We start from the raw sequence: 23,674 nt of genomic DNA on the forward strand, positions 1-23,674 counted from the left end.
ATTATGAGTCTGCAAGGTAAGGTGGCGCTGGTCACCGGGGCGAGTCGTGGCATCGGCCAGGCCATCGCCTTGGAATTGGGGCGTCTGGGGGCTGTGGTGATAGGTACCGCGACATCCCAGGCCGGCGCCGAGCGCATCGGCGAGACGCTCAAGGCGCAGGGCATCGAAGGCGGCGGGCTGATGCTCGATGTCTGCGACAGCGAGTCGGTGGCGGCTGTGCTGGAGCGTATCCAGCAGATGCACGGCGCGCCGGCGATCCTGGTGAACAATGCCGGGATCACGCGAGACAACTTGATGCTGCGCATGAAGGACGACGAGTGGTTCGATGTCATCGATACCAATCTGAACAGCCTCTTCCGCCTGTCCAAGGCGGTGCTGCGCGGGATGACCAAGGCGCGCTGGGGCCGCATCGTCAACATTGGCTCGGTGGTGGGCGCCATGGGCAACGCCGGCCAGGCCAACTATGCCGCTGCCAAGGCCGGGCTGGAGGGCTTCAGCCGCGCCCTGGCGCGCGAAGTGGGCTCCCGTGCCATCACGGTGAACGCCGTGGCGCCCGGTTTCATCGACACGGATATGACGCGGGAATTGCCCGAGGCGCAGCGTGAGGCGCTGTTGACGCAGATCCCCCTGGGGCGTCTGGGGCAGGCTCAGGAGATCGCCCAAGTGGTGGCCTTCCTCGTCTCCGATGGCGCAGCCTACGTGACAGGAGCTACTATCCCTGTGAACGGCGGAATGTACATGAGCTGAATGTGACGAATCTTCCGGGGAAACTGTCTCAAAAACTGTCCGAAATCCGCTGAGAAATGCACAGGCGGGTGTGGATCGTTGAGAGGTGGGTTCCCGTTGGAGATGGCGTTCAGCTTGAAATGCAGAAAACCCTTTCTATACACTGCAGCCCAGCCTGCACGGATTTTTCCATAGGAGTGAAAACAAGGTATGAGCACCATCGAAGAGCGCGTCAAGAAAATCGTCGCTGAGCAACTGGGCGTCAAGGAAGAGGAAGTCACCAACAGCGCTTCCTTCGTCGAGGACCTGGGTGCCGATTCCCTTGACACCGTTGAGCTGGTGATGGCCCTGGAAGAGGAATTCGAGACCGAGATCCCGGACGAGCAAGCCGAGAAGATCACCACCGTTCAGGAAGCCATCGACTACATCAATGCGCACGCGCAATAAGTCGTAATCGTCGCTTCCCGACGCGTAAAAGCCGCACGACCCCTCACGAGGCGTGCGGTTTTTCTTTAAGAGCCTGTTCATCATTTCGCCAGCGGCATTCCAGCCGCGCCGCGCGGGCAAAAACGGAGTAGGCAGCAGTCCTTCGTCAAACCGTTACGCCCGGACTCGAATCGAACGCGTGAGACGCGTACCCTCGAGCGGATGTTGAGCGCCTTTTCATCGCCTGTTGAAGAGTAGAAAGGAGATCGCTGTGTCGCGTAGACGCGTCGTGGTCACCGGTTTGGGGATGTTGTCGCCGCTGGGTACCGATGTGCCGAGCAGCTGGCAGGGGATTCTCGCCGGTCGCAGTGGCATCGGCTCGATCGAGCACATGGATCTGTCAGCCTATAGCACCCGTTTCGGGGGTTCGGTGAAGGGATTCAACGTCGAGGAATACCTGTCGTTGAAGGAAGCGCGCAAGCTGGATCTGTTCATTCAGTACGGCTTGGCCGCCAGTTTCCAGGCGGTGCGCGATTCCGGCCTGGAAATCAGCGATGCCAACCGGGAGCGAATCGGTATCGCGATGGGCTCCGGCATCGGCGGCCTGACCAACATCGAGAACAATTGCCGCGCCTTGATCGAACAAGGCCCGCGGCGGATCTCGCCGTTCTTCGTGCCCGGTTCGATCATCAACATGGTGTCGGGTTTCCTCTCGATCCATCTGGGCGCGCAGGGTCCGAACTACGCCATCGCCACCGCTTGTACCACCGGCACCCATTGCATCGGCATGGCGGCACGCAACATCGCCTATGACGAAGCCGATGTGATGATCGCCGGCGGCTCGGAAATGGCCGCGTGCGGCCTTGGCCTCGGCGGATTCGGTGCGGCCCGCGCCCTGTCCACCCGCAACGACGACCCGCAGCGCGCGAGCCGACCCTGGGACAAGGACCGCGACGGTTTCGTGCTCTCCGACGGCGCCGGTGCGCTGGTTCTCGAGGAGCTGGAGCACGCGCGCGCGCGCGGTGCGACCATTTACGCGGAACTGGTTGGCTTCGGCATGAGCGGCGATGCCTTCCACATGACCTCGCCTCCGGACGACGGCGCCGGTGCCGCGCGTTGCATGAAGAATGCCTTGCGCGATGCCGGGCTCAATCCTGACCAGGTGCAGTACGTCAATGCCCACGGCACCTCGACCCAGGCCGGGGATCTGGCTGAGGTCGCGGCCTTGAAAACCGTGTTCGGCGATCACGCCCGGCGTTTTTCGGTCAGCTCGACGAAATCCATGACCGGCCACTTGCTCGGCGCGGCGGGCGCGGTGGAAGCCATCTTCAGCATCCTGGCGATTCGTGACCAGGTCGCGCCACCCACCATCAACCTGGACGATCCCGACGAGGGATGCGACCTCGATTTCGTCGCGCACCAGGCGAAAGCACTGCCGATCGAAGTGGCGCTGTCGAACTCCTTCGGTTTCGGTGGCACCAACGGCTCACTGGTGTTCCGTCGGTACGCCGATTGATGACCAGTTGGGTCGACGGCCAACCCTGCGCCAGCCTGGCGCTGGCGGATCGGGGGTTGGCCTACGGCGATGGATTGTTCGAAACCATTGGGGTGCGCGCCGGCCGGCCGCGCCTCTTGGAGCGGCACCTGAGCCGGCTCGAGGATGGCGCGCGGCGCTTGTCGATTCCGCTCGACCGGGCACTCGTCGGGCGCGAAATACAGGCGTTCGCGGCCCTTCATGGGGAGGCCGTGATCAAGCTCATCCTCACCCGTGGCGAGGGCCCGCGGGGGTATGCGGCTCCCGCGCCGGTCCATCCTCGACGAGTCTTGCTGGGCCATTCGCCCGCCGCCTATCCCGCGCGTCATGCCGAAGAAGGGGTGAGCCTGTTTCCCTGCGTCACCCGTCTGGCCGAACAGCCCTTGCTGGCGGGATTGAAGCACCTCAATCGCCTCGAGCAAGTGCTGGCACGTGCCGAATGGAGCGATAGCCGCCTGGCGGAAGGCCTGCTGCGTGACGTCCACGGCAGGGTGATCGAAGGGGTCTACAGCAACCTGTTCCTGGCCAGGAACGGGGTCCTAGCGACGGCCGACCTTTCCCGCTGTGGCGTCGCCGGGGTGATGCGAGCCGAGCTGATCGAGCAGGCCGTCCGCATCGGCGTACCGGTGGAGGTGCGCGATATCCCCCATGAAGACCTGCTGGAAGCGGACGAAGTCTTCCTGTGCAACAGTCAATATGGCGTATGGCCGGTACGCGCCATCGGCGAACACCGTTGGCCGGTGGGGGCACTCACCCGTAAACTGCAGGGCATCGCCCGCGGCCTCTTGGACTCCTGATACGTGATACGCAAATTCTTGGCGCTGCTGGAGGGCGGCCTGCTTCTGGCCGGGCTGGCACTGGCCGCTGTCGGTTGGCTCCAGCGCGAAGCGCTGCGACAACCTTTGCAGGTGAGCGAGGAGCGCTTGCTCGACGTGCCCGTGGGTGCCACCCCTGGCGGCACCCTCAATCGCCTGGAGGAAGAGGGCGTGCTCGACGACGCCTATCTGTTACGACTGTATTGGCGTTTCAATCTTTCAGGGCAGGCCTTGCACAGCGGCGAGTATCGCCTGACACCGGGTATGGATGCGGCGAGCCTGCTCGAGCTCTGGCGGCAGGGCGAGGTCGTGCAGTACGGCTTGACCCTGGTGGACGGCTGGACTTTTCGTCAGGTACGCGCGGCCCTGGGCCGCCAGGAAAAACTCCAGCAGACCCTCGCGGGCCTCAGCGACGAAGAGGTAATGGCTCGCCTTGGTATGCCAGGGGTCTACCCCGAAGGGCGGTTCTATCCGGATACCTATAACTACGTCCGTGGCATGCGCGATATCGATCTGCTCAAGCAGGCCCGTCAGCGCCTGGACAAGGTGCTCGACGAGGAGTGGCGGATGCGCGCCGAAGGGCTTCCCTACACCGAGGCGTACCAGGCTTTGACCATGGCTTCGCTGGTGGAAAAGGAAACCGGGGTACCCAGCGAGCGTGCGCAAATCGCCGGGGTGTTCGTCCGTCGTCTGCAGCAGGGCATGTTGCTGCAAACCGATCCCACGGTGATCTATGGGCTTGGCGAGCGCTACACCGGTAAGCTGACCCGCGCTCACCTGCGCGAGCCGACCCCCTACAACACCTACGTACACCCCGGCCTGCCGCCGACGCCCATCGCGATGGTCGGCCGGGATGCGATCCACGCCGCGCTCCATCCGCTCGATGGGCGTAGCCTCTATTTCGTCGCACGTGGCGACGGCAGCCACGTCTTCACCGATTCCCTGGACGACCATAACCGCGCGGTGCGCGAGTACCAGTTGAAGCGCCGTGCGGATTACCGTTCGAGTCCCGCCCCGCTGGCCCCGGTTACGCCAGCGAGTCCCCCCGACATGAGGAGCGCCGAGTGAGCGGTCTGTTCGTCACCCTGGAAGGCCCCGAAGGCGCCGGGAAAAGCACCAATCGCGAGTACTTGGCGGAGAGATTGCGGGAGCGGGGCCAGGAAATCCTGCTTACCCGCGAGCCCGGTGGAACGCCGTTGGCGGAGCGCATCCGCGAATTGCTGCTGACGCCCAGCGAAGAGCCGATGGCAGCGGATACGGAGTTATTGCTGATGTTCGCGGCCCGGGCGCAGCACCTGGCCCAAGTCATCCGCCCGGCTCTCGCCCGTGGTGCCATCGTGCTCTGCGACCGCTTCACCGATGCCACCTATGCCTATCAAGGTGGCGGGCGTGGGCTCGATGAGGGCCGCATCGCCGAGCTGGAACGCTTCGTCCAGGGCGAACTGCGTCCGGACCTCACCCTGGTGTTCGACCTGCCGGTGGAGGTCGGGCTGGCCCGCGCTGCGGCACGTGGCAGGCTGGACCGTTTCGAGCAGGAAGGCCGAGCGTTCTTCGATGCCGTGCGCCAGGCCTATCTGCGCCGCGCGGCCGCGGCGCCGGGGCGCTATCGGCTGCTGGATGCCGCGCGGCCGCTGAGCGAAGTGCAGCGAGCGCTGGACGCCTTGCTTCCCGAATTGCTGGAGCATCGGCGTGGTTGAAATTTACCCTTGGCAGACTTCGCTTTGGCAGCAATTGGCCGGTCGTACCCGGCACGCCCACGCCTATCTGCTGCATGGGCCCACCGGCATCGGTAAACGGGCCCTGGCCGAACGCCTGATGGCGCGTCTGCTCTGCCAGCATCCGAATGGCCTGGAGGCCTGCGGGCACTGCAAGGCCTGCCATCTGCTGGCGGCGGGCACCCATCCGGACAATTTCGTGCTCGAGCCGGAGGAAGCGGACAAGGCGATCAAGGTGGACCAGGTTCGCGAACTGGTGAACTTCGTGGTCCAGACCGCCCAGCTCGGCGGACGCAAGGTGATCCTGCTGGAGCCGGCCGAGGCGATGAACCTGAACGCCGCCAACGCCCTGCTGAAAAGCCTTGAGGAGCCCTCTGGCGAGACCGTGCTGCTGCTCATCAGCCATCAGCCCAGCCGCCTGCTGCCGACCATCCGCAGCCGATGCGTGCAGCAGGCCTGTCCGCTACCGGACCGGGCAAGCAGCCTCGCCTGGCTGGAGGGCGCCTTGCCGCAGAGCAACTCCGAGGAGCGCGAGGAACTGCTGACCCTGGCAGCAGGCTCGCCGCTCGCGGCGCTGCGGCTGCAGGCCCAAGGTGTGCGCGAGCAACGCGCGCTCGTGGTGGAGGGGGTGAAGAAACTGCTCAAACAGCAGATCGGCGCCAGCCAACTCGCGGAAAGCTGGAATGCCTTGCCGTTGCTCCAACTGTTCGACTGGTTCTGCGATTGGTCGCAGGCGATGTTGCGCTATCGCCTGACCGGGGATCAGCAGGTGCTGGGGCTGGCCGATATGCGCAAGGTCGTGCAGTACCTCGCCGACAAGAGCGGTCAGGCGAAAATCCTGGCGATCCAGGACTGGCTGCTGGCCCAGCGGCAAAAAGTGCTGGGCAAAGCCAACCTCAACCGTGTCTTGCTTCTCGAAGCCCTGTTGGTGCAGTGGGCAAGCCTGCCCGGACCGGGCTAGAATCGGGCCCATCGAGTCAGCCAGCTAGGAATGCCGCATGAGTCTGCCACCGAACTTGGGCCCGCGTAACGGAATCCTGTCCCTGACGATCAAGGACAAGTCGGTTCTCTACGCGGCCTACATGCCCTTCGTGAAGAACGGCGGCTTATTCATCCCCACCAATAAAAGCTACAAACTCGGCGACGAAGTCTTCATGCTGCTCAACCTGATGGACGAGCCGGAGAAAATCCCGGTTGCCGGCAAGGTCGTCTGGATCACCCCGAAGGGTGCCCAGGGCAACCGCGCCGCCGGTATCGGCGTGCAGTTCAACGACGGCGATACCAGCGCGCGCAACAAAATCGAGACCTACCTGGCCGGCGCGCTCAAGTCGGATCGCCCCACGCACACCATGTGATACCCGCCGCGTCCCGCGGCCGTTCCCCCGTGAGATTCCTTTCATGCTGGTCGACTCCCACTGTCACCTCGATCGCCTCGATCTGAGCCGCCACGGCGGCTCGCTGGACGCGGCGCTGGATGCGGCGCGGGCGAGGGGTGTCGAGCACTTCCTGTGCATCGGTGTCAGCGCCGAAAATGCAGCCGCGGTCAAAGCCTTGGCCGAACGCTATGCCGACGTGCATTGCTCGGTGGGCATACACCCCCTTGACCTCGAACCGGGCAGGGCGCCGGCTCTGGATTGGTTGCTCGGCGAACTGGACCATCCGCGGGTGGTGGCGATCGGCGAGACCGGCCTCGACTACCACTACCAGCCGGATGCTGCGCAGGTGCAGCGCGAAGCGTTTCGCCTGCACTTGCAGGCGGCCCGCGTGACGGGTAAGCCCGTGATCGTGCATACCCGCGAAGCCCGCGCCGACACCCTGCAACTGTTACGCGAAGCCGACCTGCCCCAGGCGGGCGTGCTGCATTGCTTCACCGAGGATTGGCCGATGGCCAAGGCCGCGCTGGACCTGGGGTTCTATATTTCCCTTTCGGGAATCCTGACGTTCCGCAACGCGACGGCGTTGCGCGAGGTGGCCCGGCAGGTGCCGGCCGACCGGCTCCTGGTCGAAACCGACTCGCCCTACCTGGCGCCCATCCCTCATCGCGGCAAACCCAATCTGCCGCAGTACGTGCGGGAAGTGGCGGAGTTCCTGGCCGGGGAGCGGGGCATCGCCTACGAGACCCTGGCCGAGCTGACCACCGCCAACTTCTACCGGTTGTTTCCGCTGGCCAGGGCGTAGGCCCGTCCAGGCAAAAAAAACCCGGCTTCTGGGGGATGAATCCGGGTCAAGACCATTAGGAGTAACAACGAAGGCACGCGGTCCACGCCGCCTTCGCCCGGCAGCCATTGGGGGAAATGTCAGCCGGTCACTGGAGTATCGGCGAATATCGCCCGTCGTCCAGGCAACCCGCCTCGCTGTTTAAACGGATTTGGAATACGCACCGACCGGCTCATCGCTCAACTCTTGGCGAAGGCGTGCAGCAGCGTCAAGGTACCTTCGATCACCCGGGGCGTCGTGTAGAAGTGGGGCGAGAGACGAATGCCGGCGCCGCGCTTGGCGCAGACGACCTGATGACCTTTCAGGTACTCGAAAAGGCGCGCGGTATCCTGGCCGTCGAGGCTGAAGGTGACGATCCCGGCACGCCTGAGCGGATTGAGCGCGCTATGCAGGCGCATGCCCGGAATGCCCGGAAGACCGTCGAGCAATGCTTGCACGCGGTCTTCCAGGGCCTGGCCCACCCGATGCATCCCGACCTCTTCGAGAAGCGACAGGCTGGCATCCAGCGCCATGGTGCCGAGCATGTTGGGGCTGCCGCACTCGAAGCGCCGCGCACTGGGCGCGGGCCGCCAGTCGCTGCGGTTGTAGTCGCCGGGGTTCTCCAGCATGTGCCAGCCATACTCATGCAGTGCGAGGCCTTCGCGCAGATCGCTACGGCAATAGAACACGCCGAGCCCCTCAGGCCCGAGCATCCACTTGTGTCCATCGGCCATGGCGAACGCGCAGTCGCAACCCTGCACGTCGAAGGGCAGGGCGCCCAGTTGCTGGATGGCATCCACGCACAACAGCACGCCACGGGCGCGGCAGCCATGACCCAGGCGCTGCACGTCGAGGCGCAGGCCGCTGGCATATTGCACGGCGCTGATCGCTATCAGCCGGGTCCGCGGACCGCAGGCGGCGAGCAGGCTACCCTCCGGGTCGACACCCTTCAGGCTTACCTGCAGCACCTCCACGCCCCGCGAGTTCAAGGCCTCCCATACCACGCGATTGGAGGGAAACTCCTCGTCGCTGATCAGTACCTGGTCGCCCGGCCTCCAGTCCAGGCCGAAGGCGACGAAGGACAGTGCCTCGGAAGTGTTCTTGACCAAAGCGATGTCGGCACAGGACGGCGCATTCAGGAGCCGCTGCAGGCGCTCCCGCAGACGCTGTTCGACCAGCAGCCATTCGGGATAATCCCGCGCGCCGGTGCAAAGGTTGCGTTCGGCGAACGCCGTGACCGCCCACGCGGTACGCCGTGGCCAGGGGGCGATGGCGGCATGGTTGAGATAATGCAATCCGTCCGGTTGCGGAAATTCGTCGTCAACCCCACTCATAATCGGATGATCCGTGCAATTTGGCGCTGGTTTGGCATAATACGCGGCTTGATTTTCGACACCGTACCCTTCTATGCAGAAAGAACCTCGAAAGGTCCGCGAGTTTCGGCGCCGCGAACAGGAAATCCTCGATACCGCGCTCAAGCTGTTCCTGGAGCAGGGCGAGGATAGCGTCACCGTGGAAATGATCGCCGACGCGGTCGGCATCGGCAAAGGCACCATCTACAAGCATTTCAAATCCAAGGCGGAGGTGTATCTGCGGCTCATGCTCGACTATGAGCGGGATTTGAACGCGTTGTTGCATTCGGCCGATGTCGACCGTGACAAGGAAGCCCTTTCCCGTGCCTATTTCGAATTCCGCATGCGCGATCCGCAACGCTACCGGTTGTTCGATCGCCTCGAGGAAAAAGTGGTGAAGGGCAATCAGGTGCCGGACTTGGTCGATCAATTGCACAAGATCCGCGCCTCCAACTTCGAGCGGCTGACGCTGTTGATCAAAGGCCGCATTTCCGAAGGCAAGCTGGAGGATGTTCCGCCTTATTTCCACTATTGCGCCGCCTGGGCCTTGGTGCATGGCGCGGTAGCGCTCTATCACTCTCCGTTCTGGAGCAACGTGTTGGAGGATCAGGAAGGCTTCTTCCAATTCCTCATGGACATCGGTGTGCGCATGGGCAACAAGCGCAAGCGCGATGGGGATACATCCACGAGCTGAATCCGCCGCGTGGAAGGCTCGAACGGCATGCGCCGTTCCGGTGGCGAACGATATACTGCGGCGGTATCGCACCGGAGCTTGCCATGATCGTCGACCGCCAAGGGCGGCGTTTCCGCAATCTGCGGATCAGCCTCACCGCCGCCTGTAACTATGCCTGCACCTACTGCGTCCCAGACGGCAAGCGTCTGGTCGCTGCCCAGGACGAGCTGTCCGCCGGGGCGATGGTGCGAGGGGTGGCCTACCTGATCGAAGCCGCCGGTATCGAGCGCCTGCGCATCACCGGCGGCGAACCTTTGGTCAGTCCGAAGCTGGAGCCCTTTCTCGAAGGGGTGAGCGGGCTGGGCCTGAGCGACATCAGCCTGACCAGCAATGGCCAACTCTTGAGCCGCAAATTGCCGCTGTTGCAGGTGTGCGGCATCCGTCGTCTGAATATTTCCCTGGATACCCTCGATCCGCTGGCCTTCCGTCGCCTCGCCCGCGGCGGCGACCTGGCGACGGTGCTGACCGGCCTGGAGCAAGCACGCGCGGCAGGCTTTCGGATCAAGCTGAACATGGTGCCCCTGCGCGGGCAGAACCTCGATCAGGTGCTGCCCTTGTTGGAGTACTGCCTGGAGCGCGGTTTCGAGCTGCGCTTCATCGAGTTGATGCGCATGGGGCACCTCGCGGGTTCGGGCGTCGATTTCCAGCGGCAGTTCGTAGGGTTGCGGGAGTTGCAGGAGATAATCGGCGCGGCGCATCCCTTCGTCCAGGCGGAAGCCCCGGTGGATGCCACCGCCCTGCGCTTCGAAATTCCCGGCCGGGGCCATTTCGGCGTGATCGCCAACGAAAGCGTGCCTTTTTGCCGGACCTGCTCGCGCTTGCGCTTGTCGTCCACCGGCTGGCTGCACGGCTGCCTGTCGTCGAGCAACCGTCACTACGTCGGCGACCTGCTGGACAAGCCCCGTCATCAGGCGCTTCCCGCCTTGCAGCGCCTGCTGGTCAAAGCGCTGGCGGACAAGCAGGAGGTGGCGTTTTCCGGCGGCGCGACGGTGATGAAAATCATCGGCGGCTAGAACGTCGCCCGCTCGGCGCGAACCACTTGGCGCGGAAGCTGCACAGGCTCGGGTATTCGCCGTTTTTCCGACGCTGGCGCTCTGGAGGTCTCATGATGCGTACTTTGATTCTATCGCTGCTCCTGCTCGGTCTGAGTGGCTGCATGAGCGTCAGCGACCTGGCCGACGGCGCACATAGCCAGTTGAGCGACGCCGGTTTTCTCGATCACAGTCGGACCCAGCGTGCCAGTAGCTGGCGCCTGCAACCCGACTCCTTCATCTATATAGGTCAGGGCCATTTCGTACCCCCGGGGGACGCCTACCCACGCCCCAACGTGGTGGCGGAGGAAGCGTTCAAGGGGTTCGTCGAGTATTTCCCGCTGGTTCGCCGGGCCAGTGGTCCGTTGGGGCTGGAAGAAGCCATGGCCCAGGCGCGGGCCGCCGGCGCGCACTATCTGTTGTACGCGCGCTTCGCGGCGGCCGACGATCGCATCGGCAATGGTGACGAGTGGGCGGACCAAGAAGCCGTGGATCGCTTGGGAACCGATCGTGCCGTCATCCAACTAATGCTTATCGAAACCTCGACCCGCTATCTGGTGGATACCGCCAGGATTCGTAGCCGCGGCGGTTTCCTGACGTTCTACGATGCCAAGCCCGAGGACTTGCTGGGCCCTCCGCTGGAGGACTATGCCCGTCGGCTACTGGGCCTCAACGAATAGGAGCATTGCGTGAGCACACCCGGCAAAGCCAAGGACCTGTTGGCCCAGATTCCCGAGGGCACGAAAAAGGGCCCGCCGCCCGTGCACCTGTGGAATCCGGACTTCTGTGGCGACATCGACATGCGCATTGCCCGCGATGGGACTTGGTACTACTTGGGCAGCCCTATCGGGCGCAAGCCGATGGTGAAGCTGTTTTCCAGCATCATTCGGCGCGAGGGCGAGGACTATTTCCTGGTCACGCCGGTGGAGAAGGTCGGAATCCAGGTGGACGATGCGCCGTTCGTCGCGGTCGCTATGGCGGTGGAGGGTGAGGGCGAGCGGCAACTGCTGCGCTTCACCACCCAGGTGGACGATGAGTGCGTGGCCGGCCCCGCGCATCCGCTGCGCGTGGAGCGGGACGTCGATACCCAGCAGCCCGCTCCCTATGTGCGGGTCCGCACGAATCTGGATGCCCTGATCGGCCGCAGCGTGTTCTATCAACTGGTGGAGCTCGCGGTTCCGCGCGAAATCGATGGGCAGGTCTGGTTGGGTGTCTGGAGCGATGGCGTCTTCTTTCCCCTCGGGCCGCAGCCGGATTAGACTCGCGTGCTTCCCTGAAGTCCAGGCGTGAAAAAGGCTCCCGAAGGAGCCTTTTCTTTTTCCGTCACATGTTGGGGTAGTTCGGTCCGCCGGTGCCTTCGGGCGCCACCCAGGTGATGTTCTGGGCCGGGTCCTTGATGTCGCAGGTTTTGCAATGGACACAGTTCTGCGCGTTGATCTGGAAGCGCTTGCTGCCGTCGTCGTTGCTCACCACCTCATACACGCCGGCCGGGCAGTAGCGCTGCGCGGGCTCGTCGTACAGGGGCAGGTTCTGCTCGATCGGGATGCTCGGGTCCTTGAGCTTGAGGTGGCAGGGCTGATCCTCTTCGTGGTTGGTATTGGAGAGGAAAACCGAGCTGAGCTTATCGAAGCTGAGCTTGCCGTCCGGCTTCGGATAGTTGATTTTCTCGGCTTCGGAGGCCTTCTTCAGGCAGGTGTGATCCATGCGCGTGTCGTGCAAGGTGACCGGAAGCTTGCCGCCGAGCAGGTTGTATTCGATGAAGCTGAAGGCCGGGCCGAGCAGAGGGCCGAACTTGTGCATCGCCGGTCCGAAATTGCGGGTCTGGTAGAGCTCCTCGTACAGCCAGCTGGCCTTGAAGCCCTCGACGTAGTTGTTCAGCTCATCGGCTTCACGGCCCGCGGCCAGGGCATCGGCGATGGCTTCCGCGGCGAGCATGCCGGACTTCATCGCGGTGTGGCTGCCTTTGATCTTCGCGGCGTTCAGGGTGCCGAGGTCGCAGCCGATCAGCGCGCCGCCGGGGAATACCATCTTCGGCAGCGAATTGAAGCCACCCTTGACCAGGGCGCGGGCACCATAGGAGATGCGCTTGCCGCCTTCCAGGTACTGCTTCACCACCGGGTGGTGCTTGTAGCGCTGGAACTCATCGAAGGGCGACAAGTGCGGGTTGCTGTAGGCGAGGTCGACGATCAGGCCGACCACTACCTGGTTGTTTTCCAGGTGATAGAGGAAGGAACCGCCTGGGTTCTCTTTGTTCAGCGGCCAGCCGGACGTGTGGATCACCAGGCCCTGCTCATGCTTGGCCGGGTCGATTTCCCACAATTCCTTGATGCCGATGCCGTAGTGCTGCGGATCGGCGTCGGCGCCGAGGTTGTAGCGCTTGCCCAGTTGCTTGCCGATGTGGCCACGGCAACCTTCGGCGAACAGCGTGTACTTGCCACGCAGCTCCATGCCGGGCGTATAGACGCCTTCCTTCGGGTTGCCTTCGCGGTCCACGCCGAGGTCACCGGTGACGATGCCGCGCACCACACCCTGTTCGTCGATGAGGGCTTCCTGCGCCGCGAAACCGGGATAGATTTCCACGCCGAGGTTTTCGGCTTGCTGCGCCAGCCAGCGGCACAGGTTGCCCAGGGAGATGATGTAGTTGCCTTCGTTGTGCATCGGCTTGGGCACGAAGAAGTTGGGCACCTTGGTGGCTTTGTCGGCACTATTCAGCAAATAGATGTCGTCGCGCTTGACCGGGGTGTTCAGCGGTGCGCCGAGCTCCTTCCAGTCAGGGAAGAGTTCGTTCAGGGCGCGCGGTTCGAACACGGCGCCGGAGAGAATGTGGGCGCCGACTTCGGAACCCTTTTCGACCACGCATACGCTGATCTCGCGACCCGCGTCGGCGGCCTTCTGCTTCAGTCGGCACGCAGCGGACAGACCGGAAGGACCGGCGCCGACGATGACGACGTCGAATTCCATAAATTCGCGTTCCACAGACAATCTCCTACTCAAGGCTCATCGGTACTTTTATGATGCAGGGCTAGGTTTCTGTGACCTGGGCCGCGGCATTATATCTATACGCTCCGATCGATCCAATACAAACGTTTGTTTGAAATCCCGCAAAGCCCGACAGCATCTGCATTCGAGCGTCCCGGAGGGCTATCTCGACGTATTGACCGGAATAGGTGATACGGTCAAGATACGGGCGGTTTTGCGCTCGCCGTATGGAGCTGACCGTCGGTTCCGTCCGATGATTCGGCCAGGCTCGTCCTAGGCGACAATTATTCACCGGAGAATAACGAGGAATCCATGAAGGTTCTTGTAGCTGTCAAACGAGTGGTCGACTACAACGTCAAGGTTCGCGTCAAGGCGGACAACTCCGGCGTTGACCTCGCAAACGTCAAGATGTCGATGAATCCCTTCTGCGAGATCGCCGTGGAAGAAGCCGTCCGCCTGAAAGAAAAAGGCGTGGCGAGCGAGATCGTCGTCATCTCCATCGGTCCGAGCGCCGCCCAGGAACAGCTGCGGACCGCGCTGGCCCTCGGCGCCGACCGTGCCATTCTGGTCGAGTCCGCCGAGGAGCTGAACTCCCTGGCCGTGGCCAAGCTGCTCAAGGCGGTGGTCGAGAAGGAGCAGCCGCAGTTGGTCATCCTCGGCAAGCAGGCCATCGACAGCGACAACAACCAGACCGGTCAGATGCTCGGCGCGCTGACTGGCTACGCCCAGGGCACCTTCGCCTCCAAGGTCGAAGTCGCAGGCGACAAAGTCAACGTGACCCGCGAGATCGATGGCGGCTTGCAGACCGTTTCGCTGAACCTGCCGGCAATCGTGACCACCGACCTGCGCCTGAACGAGCCGCGCTATGCGTCGCTGCCGAACATCATGAAGGCCAAGAAGAAACCGCTGGAAACCGTCACCCCGGACGCCCTGGGCGTTTCCATCGCATCCAGCGTGAAGACCCTGAAGGTCGAAGCGCCCGCAGCCCGCAGCGCCGGGGTCAAGGTCAAGTCCGTGGCTGAACTGGTCGAGAAACTGAAGAACGAGGCGAAGGTAATCTGATGACTATCTTGGTTGTTGCTGAACACACTAACGCCGCGCTGGCGCCCGCCACGCTGAACACCGTCGCCGCCGCGCAGAAAATCGGGGGCGATATCCACGTGCTGGTCGCCGGCCAGGGCGTGAGCGCTGCCGCCGAAGCCGCCGCGAAGATCGCCGGTGTCGCCAAGGTGCTGGTCGCCGATAACGCGGCTTATGCGAACCAATTGCCGGAGAACGTCGCTCCGTTGGTTGCCGAGCTCGGCAAGTCCTACAGCCATATCCTGGCTGCCGCCACCAGCAACGGTAAGAACATTCTTCCCCGTGTGGCTGCGCAGTTGGACGTCGACCAGATTTCCGAAATCGTCTCGGTCGAGAGCGCCGATACCTTCAAGCGTCCGATCTATGCCGGCAACGCCATCGCGACCGTGCAGTCCAGCGCCGCGATCAAGGTGATCACCGTTCGCAGCACCGGTTTCGACGCCGCTGCCGCGGAAGGCGGCTCGGCCGCGACCGAGGCGGTCAGCGGTCCGGCAGATGCCGGCAAGTCCAGCTTCGTTGGCGAAGAACTGGCCAAGTCCGATCGTCCCGAACTGACCGCTGCGAAGATCGTCGTGTCCGGCGGGCGTGGCATGCAGAACGGCGACAACTTCAAGCACCTGTACTCCCTGGCGGACAAACTGGGTGCCGCAGTGGGCGCATCCCGTGCGGCTGTCGACGCCGGTTTCGTACCGAACGACATGCAGGTCGGTCAGACCGGCAAGATCGTCGCTCCGCAGCTGTACATCGCCGTCGGCATCTCCGGTGCGATCCAGCATCTGGCGGGGATGAAGGACTCCAAGGTGATCGTCGCGATCAACAAGGACGAAGAGGCACCCATCTTCCAGGTAGCCGACTACGGCTTGGTGGCGGATCTGTTCGAGGCCATCCCGGAGCTCGAAAAAGCGATCTGATCGCTCAATCGGTTCACAGAAAGCCCGCCTCGAGCGGGTTTTTTGTTTTCGATTCCCGGAGCTATAGTCCATGCCTGGACCCGGCGGCTCGTGGGGATTTCAGGTCAGCTCCGCAAGCGCCCTCGCAAGGCTTGGGTTCCGTGCATCGGGTCCCTGGGTTGGGTTATGAACCCCTCGATGAGGCGAAGAACGAGATAATTTCTAGAATCTGAATCAGTACTCTTTTATCGCGAATAATTATTTAGACTGCGCTTCATCCAGCATGAGATGGTAAAACGGCGTGGTAAGCGCCCTTCGAACGTATAGGCGAGTAGTCAGCATGCGCGATAGCCCTCTGAGAAAATCATTCGTCCTGCTGTTTTTTTCATGCCTGCCGGCATTCGCCCTCAGTGCCAACAAATGCGAACGCTTGGTCGCGACCGGAAACCCCGAATATCCCCCCTATCTATGGCGCGACCCCGGTAATCCCCACCAGTTGGTAGGCGCAAATGCGGATCTGCTCGCACAGATCGCCAGTGAGCTGGGCATTCGTATCGACCTCATCTACACCGGGCCCTGGTCGCGGGCACAGGAAGAGGTGCGGACCGGCCGTGTCGATATGGTCGCTGGCGCCTTCATCACCCTGGCGCGCCTGGAAACCATGGATTTCATCCACCCTGCCACCTTCCTGACCCCCAGCGTGGTATGGATCCGGAGAGGGCAGGAGTTCTCCTATTCCAACTGGAACGATTTGCGCGGGCATACCGGCGGCACCCTGGTGAACAACAGCTTCGGTCAGGACTTCGATAAATTCGCCAAGGACAATCTCACGCTGGAAACCGTCCCCAGCCTGACCCAGGCCTATCAGAAGTTATTGCTGCAACGTACCGAGTACGTGCTCTACGAACGCTATCCGGGCCTGGCGCTGGCCGAGGCGCTGGGCATGGCCGAGGATATCGAGGCCTTGGAGCCGCCGATCTCCAGCGAAGGCCTGTTCCTCGCGCTGTCTCACAACTCGGCCTGTAACGAGCCCTGGCTGCGCGGACAGTTGGCCAAAAAAATGACAGAATTGACCGCCGCCGGCGTACCTGACACCTTGCTACGCCGCAATCTGGAACGTTGGCGGATGCAGCAGAAGTCCACCAGCGTGCCTAATGAGTAGGATGTTCCCGTGATCGTAAAATGCTTACCGGCTTTCGCGCTGGCCGTTATCGCGCTGAGCGGATGCGCCAAGGATCCACAGCCCCTCGAGCAGTTGCGCCTGACCGAACAGGTGCTGGCGCAGGCCAAGGCCGTCGGTGCGGATGACCAGGTGGAAGAACTGGCCCTGGCCGAGGACAAGCTGGCCCGGGCGCAGAAGAACATGGCCGAGGAAGATTACAAGCGGGCCCGCGTCCTGGCGGAGCAGGCCGAACTGGATGCCCGGCTGGCCGAGGCCAAGGTGCTGACACGCAAGAGCCAGGAACAGCTCGCCGAACTGAACACGCGTATCGAGCGTCTGCGCAAGCAAGTGGGGGAGCGCCCATGAATCGTCGAAGCGCCTGCCTGCCCTTGCTGCTGAGCCTGGCCGGTCTCGGCGGCTGTGCCGCACAACAGAGCGAAGAGCAGGTGCTCGACGCCGCGCGGGATCGCTACCAGCAGGTCAAGGAAAACCCCGATGTACTGCGCAGCGCGCCCAGGGATCTGATCCGCGCGGGCGAGTCGTTGGCGCGTGCCGAGCGGCTGTCGAATTACTGGGGCAATGCCGACGATGTCGAGCACTATGCCTACCTGAGTCGCCGTTACAGCGATATCGCCAGCGAACACAGCGAGCGCGTCCTGAATCAGGAGCGCCTCGCCAAGCTACAGCTGGAGCGCGAGCGTCTGCAGTTGTCGCTGCGCGAAGCCAAGCTGCTCAGCGTGCAAGAACAGGGAAAATGGCTCGAAGAGCAGATGGTCAGCCTGGTGACCACCGAGACCGATCGGGGCCTGGTGATGACCTTGGGCGACGTGCTGTTCGATGCGGGTCAGGCTGAGCTGAAACCCTCGGCCAACCGGACCGTGCTCAAGCTTGTGCAGTTCCTGCAGCTCAATCCCAAGCGCATCGTGCGCATCGAAGGCTACAGCGACAGCAGTGGGGATCGGGACGAGAACCTGCGCCTGTCGCGGGCACGGGCACAGACGGTGGCCGATGTGCTGGTGGACCTGGGGGTAGACCCGACCCGCATCCAGGTGGAGGGCTACGGAGAGGCCTATCCGGTGGCGGACAACGCCTCCAATCGCGGACGGGCGCAGAACCGTCGGGTGGAAATCGTTTTCTCGAACGAGAAGGGCACGCTGGCACACCCGCGCTGAGGCTACCGGGCTATTCACGCCGATCGAACGGGCGCGGCGGGCCGCGCCGACCATTCAGTGCCTGCTGCTGTCCGCGGCGAGGGCCAGCAGTTGCTTTTCCTGGTTCCAATCGAAGGGCTCGTCCTGTTGCTCGGCTTCGAAGCGACGTTCTTCCAGCGCTTGATACAGGGCTATTTCGTCGTCCGGCATGTAGTGCAGGCAGTCGCCGCCGAAGAACCACAGCAGGTCGCGGGGAACCAGGTGGGCGATTTGCGGATAGCGATGGAAGATCTGGCTGAGCAGGTCCTGGCCCAGGTACAGGCTGTTTTCAGGATCGCGGGGCAGTTCGGCGCGCAGTTCGTCGAAACGCTCGAGGAAGAGCGCATGGGTGTCGTCGGAGACCTGCTCCGCCTCACCCAGGGCGACCAGGATGCCGCGCAGATGGTCGAGCAGGACAAGGTGATGGTCGAGATGCGCGAGAGCCATGGCAGGGTCCTATGAACGAAACGGGCGCGGGAGTATAGAACTCCGCGCGCCCAATGTCCTGCCTGGCCGCTAGTCAGCGGACGGCGTTCACGCCGAGAAGCAGCTCTTCCTTGCTGAAGTCGTCGACGTCGATGACCTTGCGCCGCGCCTTTTCGGCCACGTGCATGGCATCGGCCTCTTCGCTGCTGAGCAGCTCGGCCTGGCGCGCCGCGTCGATGAGGTTCTGCCCAGGCGCGGCCTTGAACCCACCCTCCTTATGCGCCTTGTGCAGTTTCTTCTGCAGGGGCAGTGCCTTGTCGAGGCTGTCCACGGCGTGTTGCAGGGCGCCGACCGCATCGTCCGCGTTCTGCGGCCGGAAGCACCCGTCGAGCACTTCCTCGAGGGCGGCATCGCCTTTCGGTCGCCCGATGATCGAGGCCACCTCGGCGTCCAGGGCATCGGAAGGACCCTTGTGCCGACGGCCGAAGGGGAAGACCAGCACCCGCAGCAGAACTCCGAAGAAGCGATTGGGGAAGTTGTGCAGCAACGCGTCCAGCGCTTTTTCCGCCTGGCCGAGGCTCTCTTCCATCGCCCACTGCAGCAGCGGTCGCAGGTGTTCAGGGTTGTCCTGGTCGTGGTAGCGCTTGAGCGCCGCAGACGCCAGGTAAAGGTGACTGAGCACGTCGCCCAGGCGAGCCGACAGGCGTTCGCGGCGTTTCAATTCGCCGCCCAGCAGCATCATGCTGAAGTCGGCGAGCATGGCGAAGGCAGCCGCCAGCCGGTTGAGGGCGCGGTAATATGGCCGGCTCAGGCCGTCCCCCGGCACGCGGCCGAAACCGCCGAGGCTCAAGCTCAGCAGCAGGGTGCTGGCCGCATTGCTCACCGCGAACCCGATGTGTTGCAACAGCAGGCCATCGAATTCACGCAGTGCCTGGTCCTTGTCTTCGCGATGGGCGAGGGCCATCTCCTTGAGCACGAACGGATGGCAACGGATCGCGCCCTGACCGAAGATCATCAGGTTGCGCGAGAGGATGTTGGCGCCTTCCACGGTGATGAAGATGGGCGCTCCCTGCCACGAGCGTCCCAGATAGTTGTTCGGCCCCATGATGATGCCCTTGCCGCCATGCACATCCATAGCGTGCACGATGCATTCGCGGCCGCGTTCGGTCAGGTGATATTTCAGGATCGCCGAGAGCACCGAGGGCTTCTCGCCCAGGTCGACGGCATTGGCCGTCAGGATGCGCGCGCTGTCCATCAGCCAGGCATTGCCGCCGATACGCGCCATGGCTTCCTGGATGCCTTCGAAGGCCGACAGTGGCACGTTGAACTGCTCGCGGACGCGGGTGTACTGGCCGGTGACCAGGCTGGTGTACTTGGCGGCGCCGGTGCCGACGGCCGGCAAGGAGATGGAGCGGCCGACGGAGAGGCAATTCATCAGCATCATCCAGCCCTTGCCGAGCATGGGTTGGCCGCCGATCAGGTAGTCCAGGGGCACGAAGACGTCGGTGCCGTGGTTCGGGCCGTTCATGAAGGCGGCGCCCAGGGGCACGTGGCGGCGCCCGATATTCACGCCGGGGGTATCGGTGGGCACCAGCGCCAGGCTGATCCCCAGGTCCACTTCGTCGCCCAGCAGGTGTTCGGGGTCATACGCCTTGAAGGCGAGGCCGAGCAGGGTGGCCACCGGCCCCAGGGTGATGTAGCGCTTTTCCCAGGTGAGGCGCAGGCCGATGACGTCCTCGCCTTGCCACTGGCCCTTGCAGACGATGCCGACGTCCGGCATGGCTCCAGCGTCGGAGCCGGCCAGCGGGCCGGTCAGGGCGAAGCAGGGGATGTCGTCGCCGCGGGCGAGGCGCGGCAGGTAATGGTTGCGCTGCTCGTCGGTGCCGTAGTGCAGCAACAGTTCGGCCGGGCCCAGGGAGTTGGGGACCATGACGGTGGAGGCGAGGTCGCCGCTGCGGGTCGCGAGTTTCATCGCCACCTGGGAGTGGGCATAGGCGGAAAAACCCTTGCCGCCATATTCCTTGGGAATGATCAGGGCGAAGAAGCCATGCTGCTTGATGTGTTCCCAGGCGCGCGGTGGAAGGTCCATCGCCTGGCCGATTTCCCAATCGGTGACCATGGCGCAGAGTTCTTCGGTCGGGCCATCCAGGAAGGCTTGTTCTTCTTCGGTGAGGCGCGGCTTCGGATAGCTCAGCAGCTTGTCCCAGTCGGGACGACCGCTGAACAGTTCGCCATCCCACCAGACCGTGCCCGCCTCGATGGCGTCGCGCTCGGTCTCGGACATGGGCGGCAGGACCTTCTGGAACCAGTCGAACAGCGGCGCGGTGAACAGCTTGCGGCGCAGGTCGGCGAACGCCAATGGAATGGCCACCGCGAACAGCAACAGCCAGAGTATCACCAGCAACCAGCCGGGCGATCGGCTGAACACGCCCATGGCGATCAGGTAGACCGCCACGATGCCCAGGGCGGGCAGGGGCGAGACACGCCGGTGCGCCAGGAACGCGACGCCGAGCACCAGTACGACTAACCAAAGCAGCAACATGCAAAATCCTCCGTGATGACGGTGGACGGATCGTCCGTCGTCATGAGCTTGGTCCTTTTTAGCCGATAGGCGCAAGGACGGGAGCGGCAACGGATGTTCGCGCTTGGTAAGGCTTCCGGCTCGACTGCGCCCTGGAACCTGCGCGATGGAAACCTTAGCCTGTCGACGACGTGCCGCTCGTGGATAGTGACCCCCCACCGGGGATTCCGTTCGCTGGCCTTCGGCCCCTTGCGCATCGGCGGAGAAATGACTGCTCGGTCATCGCGAATCCTGGCCGTTGCGCCCTTCGATGAACGTGGCCGAGTCGGCGAGCCTGGGGCGCCGGAAGCCGGTCGAAGCAGGACCCGGGGCGATGATCGCTCATGTCGATGATCACCATCGGCGATCCGCTCTTTTTTCCCGCCGCCAGGATCGGTAGGGTGCAGGCCTCACAAAAATGCATTCGCCGATGGAGAGGTTTCGATGCTGAAAATCTGGGGACGGAAAAACTCTTCCAACGTGCGCAAGGTGCTTTGGTGCGCCGAGGAAGTGGGCGTGGCCTATGAATCCGTCGACGCCGGGGGCGCATTCGGCCGGGTCGACGAAGCGGACTATCGTCGGCGCAATCCCAACGGCCTGGTGCCGACCCTGGAAGACGACGGGCTGGTGCTCTGGGAGTCCAACGCCATCGTGCGTTACCTGGCCGCTCGCTACGGCGACGGGACGCTCTATCCCGCGGATGCGGCGGTGCGTGCCGGTGGCGATAAATGGATGGACTGGACCACCTCGAGTCTGGCCGGGGCGTTCCGCCCGCTGTTCTGGGGCGTGTTGCGGACACCGCTGGAGGCGCGCGATCCCCAGGCCATCGCCGTCGCGCTGGAGCGCTGCGGCACGTTGCTCGAAGTGCCCGAGCGGACCCTGGCGAACCAGCCCTACCTGTCCGGCGACGCATTCGCCATGGGCGACATTCCCCTGGGAAGCTTCATCTATGCCTGGTTCGAGATGCCCATCGAGCGCCCGGACCTGCCGTATCTGGCGGCCTGGTACGCGCGCTTGCAGCAGCGGCCGGCATTCCGCCGCGGGGTAATGACACCCTTGACCTGAACCATGGGTTGTATTTACCGGCCTTAACCTTTATCTAGCTTCTTCCTCCATTTGGCGTGCATTTCATGAGTTCTGCTCTGTCCATCCGGCAGTTGACCAAAACCTACGGCAATGGCTTCCAGGCCCTCAAGGGGATCGACCTGGATGTAGCCGAAGGCGACTTCTTCGCCTTGCTCGGGCCCAACGGTGCCGGCAAGTCCACCACCATCGGCATTCTCTCGACTCTGGTGAACAAGACCAGCGGCTCGGTGAACGTATTCGGCCACGACCTCGACCGCGAGCCCTACGCGCTCAAGCGGTGCCTGGGCGTGGTGCCGCAGGAATTCAATTTCAACCAGTTCGAGAAGGTCTTCGACATCGTCGTGACCCAGGCCGGCTACTACGGCATCCCCGCCCGCGAAGCCAAGGTCCGCGCCGAGCAGTACCTGACCCAGCTCGGTCTCTGGGACAAGCGCGACGAGCAGTCCCGCACCCTTTCGGGCGGCATGAAGCGGCGTTTGATGATCGCCCGGGCGCTGGTGCACCGGCCACGCCTGCTGATCCTCGACGAACCCACCGCCGGCGTGGACATCGAACTGCGCCGCTCGATGTGGAGCTTCCTCACCGAGCAGAACCGGCAGGGCATCACCATCATCCTCACCACCCATTACCTGGAGGAGGCCGAACAGCTCTGCCGCAACATCGGCATCATCGACCACGGCACCATCGTCGAGAACACCAGCATGCGCGGCCTGCTGGGCAAGCTCCACGTGGAGACCTTCCTGCTCGACCTGAAGGTGCCCCTGGCCGCGGCGCCGACGTTGCCGGGCTATCCGACGCGGCTGCTGGACGATCACACCCTCGAAGTCCAGGTGGACAAGAGCCGGGGCATGACCGAGTTGTTCGGCCTGCTGGCGAACCAGCGCGTCGAGGTGCTGAGCCTGCGCAACAAAACCAATCGCCTCGAGGAACTCTTCGTTTCGCTGGTGGAAAAGAATCTGGCGAAGGTGGCCGTATGAGCGAGTTGCGTCCCAACCTGGTGGCCCTCAACACCATCGTCTACCGCGAAGTGCGGCGCTTCATGCGCATCTGGGCGCAGACCCTGCTACCGCCGGCGATCACCATGGTGCTGTACTTCGTCATCTTCGGCAGCCTCATCGGCCGGCAGATCGGCGCGATGGGCGGTTTCACCTACATGGAATACATCGTGCCCGGGCTGATCATGATGTCGGTGATCACCAACGCTTACGGCAACGTGGTCTCCAGTTTCTTCGGCAGCAAGTTCCAGCGCTCGGTGGAAGAGCTGATGGTGGCCCCGGTATCGCCCCACACCATCCTGCTCGGCTACACCATCGGCGGCGTCCTGCGCGGGCTGGCGGTGGGTTTCATCGTCACCCTGCTGTCGCTGTTCTTCACCAAGCTGCAAGTGCATCACCTGGGCATCACGGTGCTGGTGGTGGTCCTCACCGCCACCATCTTCTCCCTGGGGGGCTTCATCAACGCGGTGTTCGCCCGCAACTTCGACGACATCTCGATCATTCCCACCTTCGTGCTGACGCCGCTGACCTACCTGGGCGGAGTGTTCTACTCGATCCACCTGCTGCCGCCGTTCTGGCAGACGATCTCGCTGGGCAATCCGATCCTGCACATGGTCAATGCCTTCCGCTACGGCATCCTCGGCGTGTCCGACATCGACATCGGCGTGGCCATCGGCTTGATGTTGCTCACCACCGCGATCCTCTACGTCAGCTGCGTGCGCCTGTTGGTGAGTGGGCGCGGGATGCGGCAATGACCCTTCGGGCCGGGGTTTCCTGA

At 63.4% G+C, this 23,674-nt stretch carries 25 protein-coding genes; 21 read left to right on the forward strand and 4 right to left on the reverse strand.

Annotation, left to right across the window (positions count from 1 at the left end; genetic code table 11):
- Window positions 1-3: 3 nt before the first annotated feature.
- From fabG to OGL92_RS06445, 9 genes are all read left to right on the forward strand, one after another.
- Window positions 4-747 (forward strand): 3-oxoacyl-ACP reductase FabG, encoded by a 744-nt coding sequence (fabG, locus tag OGL92_RS06405; RefSeq protein WP_263141834.1) that lies wholly within the window; start codon window positions 4-6, stop codon window positions 745-747.
- 189 nt (window positions 748-936) lie between these two features.
- On the forward strand, window positions 937-1,173 hold the full coding sequence (acpP, locus tag OGL92_RS06410) for an acyl carrier protein (protein ID WP_003283670.1): 237 nt from the start codon (window positions 937-939) through the stop codon (window positions 1,171-1,173).
- A gap of 250 nt (window positions 1,174-1,423) precedes the next feature.
- Window positions 1,424-2,668, forward strand: a complete 1,245-nt coding sequence (fabF, locus tag OGL92_RS06415) for a beta-ketoacyl-ACP synthase II (protein ID WP_263141865.1) — start codon at window positions 1,424-1,426, stop codon at window positions 2,666-2,668.
- Entirely contained in the window at window positions 2,668-3,483 is an 816-nt protein-coding gene (pabC, locus tag OGL92_RS06420; protein WP_263141867.1) for an aminodeoxychorismate lyase, read from the forward strand. Before fabF ends, pabC begins: the two co-directional genes overlap by 1 nt.
- A gap of 3 nt (window positions 3,484-3,486) precedes the next feature.
- Window positions 3,487-4,569, forward strand: coding sequence for an endolytic transglycosylase MltG (gene mltG, locus OGL92_RS06425; RefSeq protein WP_263141868.1), 1,083 nt, complete (start codon window positions 3,487-3,489; stop codon window positions 4,567-4,569).
- Window positions 4,566-5,198, forward strand: coding sequence for a dTMP kinase (tmk, locus tag OGL92_RS06430; protein WP_263141870.1), 633 nt, complete (start codon window positions 4,566-4,568; stop codon window positions 5,196-5,198). The genes mltG and tmk overlap by 4 nt, the downstream gene beginning before the upstream one ends.
- On the forward strand, window positions 5,191-6,177 hold the full coding sequence (locus tag OGL92_RS06435) for a DNA polymerase III subunit delta' (protein WP_263141872.1): 987 nt from the start codon (window positions 5,191-5,193) through the stop codon (window positions 6,175-6,177). Before tmk ends, OGL92_RS06435 begins: the two co-directional genes overlap by 8 nt.
- A gap of 37 nt (window positions 6,178-6,214) precedes the next feature.
- Entirely contained in the window at window positions 6,215-6,571 is a 357-nt protein-coding gene (locus tag OGL92_RS06440; protein WP_263141875.1) for a PilZ domain-containing protein, read from the forward strand.
- Window positions 6,572-6,614: 43 nt separating this feature from the next.
- Complete coding sequence (locus OGL92_RS06445) at window positions 6,615-7,394, forward strand: TatD family hydrolase (RefSeq protein ID WP_263141876.1); 780 nt, start codon at window positions 6,615-6,617, stop codon at window positions 7,392-7,394.
- 218 nt (window positions 7,395-7,612) lie between these two features.
- On the opposite strand, the gene OGL92_RS06450 is transcribed toward OGL92_RS06445, so the two are convergent.
- Window positions 7,613-8,746 carry an aminotransferase class V-fold PLP-dependent enzyme gene (locus OGL92_RS06450; protein WP_263141877.1) on the reverse strand — a complete coding sequence of 378 codons (1,134 nt, stop codon included), beginning with the start codon at window positions 8,744-8,746 and terminating at the stop codon, window positions 7,613-7,615.
- Between the two features lie 73 nt (window positions 8,747-8,819).
- Here OGL92_RS06450 and OGL92_RS06455 point away from each other — a divergent pair, with 73 nt between their 5' ends.
- The 4 genes from OGL92_RS06455 to OGL92_RS06470 all read left to right on the forward strand — a co-directional run bounded on the left by OGL92_RS06455 (window position 8,820) and on the right by OGL92_RS06470 (window position 11,787).
- On the forward strand, window positions 8,820-9,458 hold the full coding sequence (locus tag OGL92_RS06455; RefSeq protein ID WP_263141879.1) for a TetR/AcrR family transcriptional regulator: 639 nt from the start codon (window positions 8,820-8,822) through the stop codon (window positions 9,456-9,458).
- Between the two features lie 83 nt (window positions 9,459-9,541).
- Entirely contained in the window at window positions 9,542-10,510 is a 969-nt protein-coding gene (locus OGL92_RS06460; protein WP_263141882.1) for a radical SAM protein, read from the forward strand.
- Between the two features lie 95 nt (window positions 10,511-10,605).
- Window positions 10,606-11,208 (forward strand): DUF4823 domain-containing protein, encoded by a 603-nt coding sequence (locus OGL92_RS06465; protein ID WP_263141884.1) that lies wholly within the window; start codon window positions 10,606-10,608, stop codon window positions 11,206-11,208.
- A 9-nt stretch (window positions 11,209-11,217) separates the two neighbouring features.
- Window positions 11,218-11,787 carry a DUF1285 domain-containing protein gene (locus OGL92_RS06470; protein ID WP_263141886.1) on the forward strand — a complete coding sequence of 190 codons (570 nt, stop codon included), beginning with the start codon at window positions 11,218-11,220 and terminating at the stop codon, window positions 11,785-11,787.
- 64 nt (window positions 11,788-11,851) lie between these two features.
- Here the strand turns inward: OGL92_RS06470 and OGL92_RS06475 are convergent, their stop codons facing one another.
- Window positions 11,852-13,504 (reverse strand): electron transfer flavoprotein-ubiquinone oxidoreductase, encoded by a 1,653-nt coding sequence (locus OGL92_RS06475; protein WP_263141888.1) that lies wholly within the window; start codon window positions 13,502-13,504, stop codon window positions 11,852-11,854.
- Window positions 13,505-13,819: 315 nt separating this feature from the next.
- Between OGL92_RS06475 and OGL92_RS06480 the strand changes: the two genes are divergently transcribed.
- From OGL92_RS06480 to OGL92_RS06500, 5 genes are all read left to right on the forward strand, one after another.
- Window positions 13,820-14,569, forward strand: a complete 750-nt coding sequence (locus OGL92_RS06480; protein ID WP_263141889.1) for an electron transfer flavoprotein subunit beta/FixA family protein — start codon at window positions 13,820-13,822, stop codon at window positions 14,567-14,569.
- A complete protein-coding gene (locus tag OGL92_RS06485) occupies window positions 14,569-15,498 on the forward strand; it encodes an FAD-binding protein (protein WP_263141891.1) in 930 nt (309 codons plus the stop codon). The genes OGL92_RS06480 and OGL92_RS06485 overlap by 1 nt, the downstream gene beginning before the upstream one ends.
- Window positions 15,499-15,817: 319 nt before the next feature.
- Window positions 15,818-16,639 carry a transporter substrate-binding domain-containing protein gene (locus tag OGL92_RS06490; protein ID WP_263141894.1) on the forward strand — a complete coding sequence of 274 codons (822 nt, stop codon included), beginning with the start codon at window positions 15,818-15,820 and terminating at the stop codon, window positions 16,637-16,639.
- Between the two features lie 9 nt (window positions 16,640-16,648).
- Window positions 16,649-17,005, forward strand: coding sequence for a DUF4398 domain-containing protein (locus OGL92_RS06495; protein WP_263141895.1), 357 nt, complete (start codon window positions 16,649-16,651; stop codon window positions 17,003-17,005).
- Window positions 17,002-17,811, forward strand: coding sequence for an OmpA family protein (locus OGL92_RS06500; RefSeq protein ID WP_263141897.1), 810 nt, complete (start codon window positions 17,002-17,004; stop codon window positions 17,809-17,811). The genes OGL92_RS06495 and OGL92_RS06500 overlap by 4 nt, the downstream gene beginning before the upstream one ends.
- 54 nt (window positions 17,812-17,865) lie before the next feature.
- On the opposite strand, the gene OGL92_RS06505 is transcribed toward OGL92_RS06500, so the two are convergent.
- Both OGL92_RS06505 and OGL92_RS06510 read right to left on the reverse strand, forming a co-directional pair.
- Entirely contained in the window at window positions 17,866-18,276 is a 411-nt protein-coding gene (locus tag OGL92_RS06505) for a PA2817 family protein (protein ID WP_263141898.1), read from the reverse strand.
- A 73-nt stretch (window positions 18,277-18,349) separates the two neighbouring features.
- Window positions 18,350-20,797, reverse strand: a complete 2,448-nt coding sequence (locus OGL92_RS06510; protein WP_263141901.1) for an acyl-CoA dehydrogenase — start codon at window positions 20,795-20,797, stop codon at window positions 18,350-18,352.
- A 462-nt stretch (window positions 20,798-21,259) separates the two neighbouring features.
- Between OGL92_RS06510 and OGL92_RS06515 the strand changes: the two genes are divergently transcribed.
- The 3 genes from OGL92_RS06515 (at window position 21,260) to OGL92_RS06525 (ending at window position 23,651) form a co-directional block, all read left to right on the forward strand.
- Window positions 21,260-21,880, forward strand: coding sequence for a glutathione S-transferase (locus OGL92_RS06515; protein WP_263141903.1), 621 nt, complete (start codon window positions 21,260-21,262; stop codon window positions 21,878-21,880).
- 65 nt (window positions 21,881-21,945) lie between these two features.
- A complete protein-coding gene (locus tag OGL92_RS06520; protein ID WP_263141904.1) occupies window positions 21,946-22,878 on the forward strand; it encodes an ABC transporter ATP-binding protein in 933 nt (310 codons plus the stop codon).
- The gene (locus OGL92_RS06525; RefSeq protein WP_263141907.1) at window positions 22,875-23,651 is read left to right on the forward strand and encodes an ABC transporter permease; all 777 of its coding nucleotides are present in this window, start codon (window positions 22,875-22,877) and stop codon (window positions 23,649-23,651) included. The genes OGL92_RS06520 and OGL92_RS06525 overlap by 4 nt, the downstream gene beginning before the upstream one ends.
- Window positions 23,652-23,674: the final 23 nt, after the last annotated feature.

Origin of the sequence: Pseudomonas sp. RIT-PI-AD, from assembly GCF_025642785.1 — a bacterium.
GTDB lineage: Bacteria > Pseudomonadota > Gammaproteobacteria > Pseudomonadales > Pseudomonadaceae > Pseudomonas_T.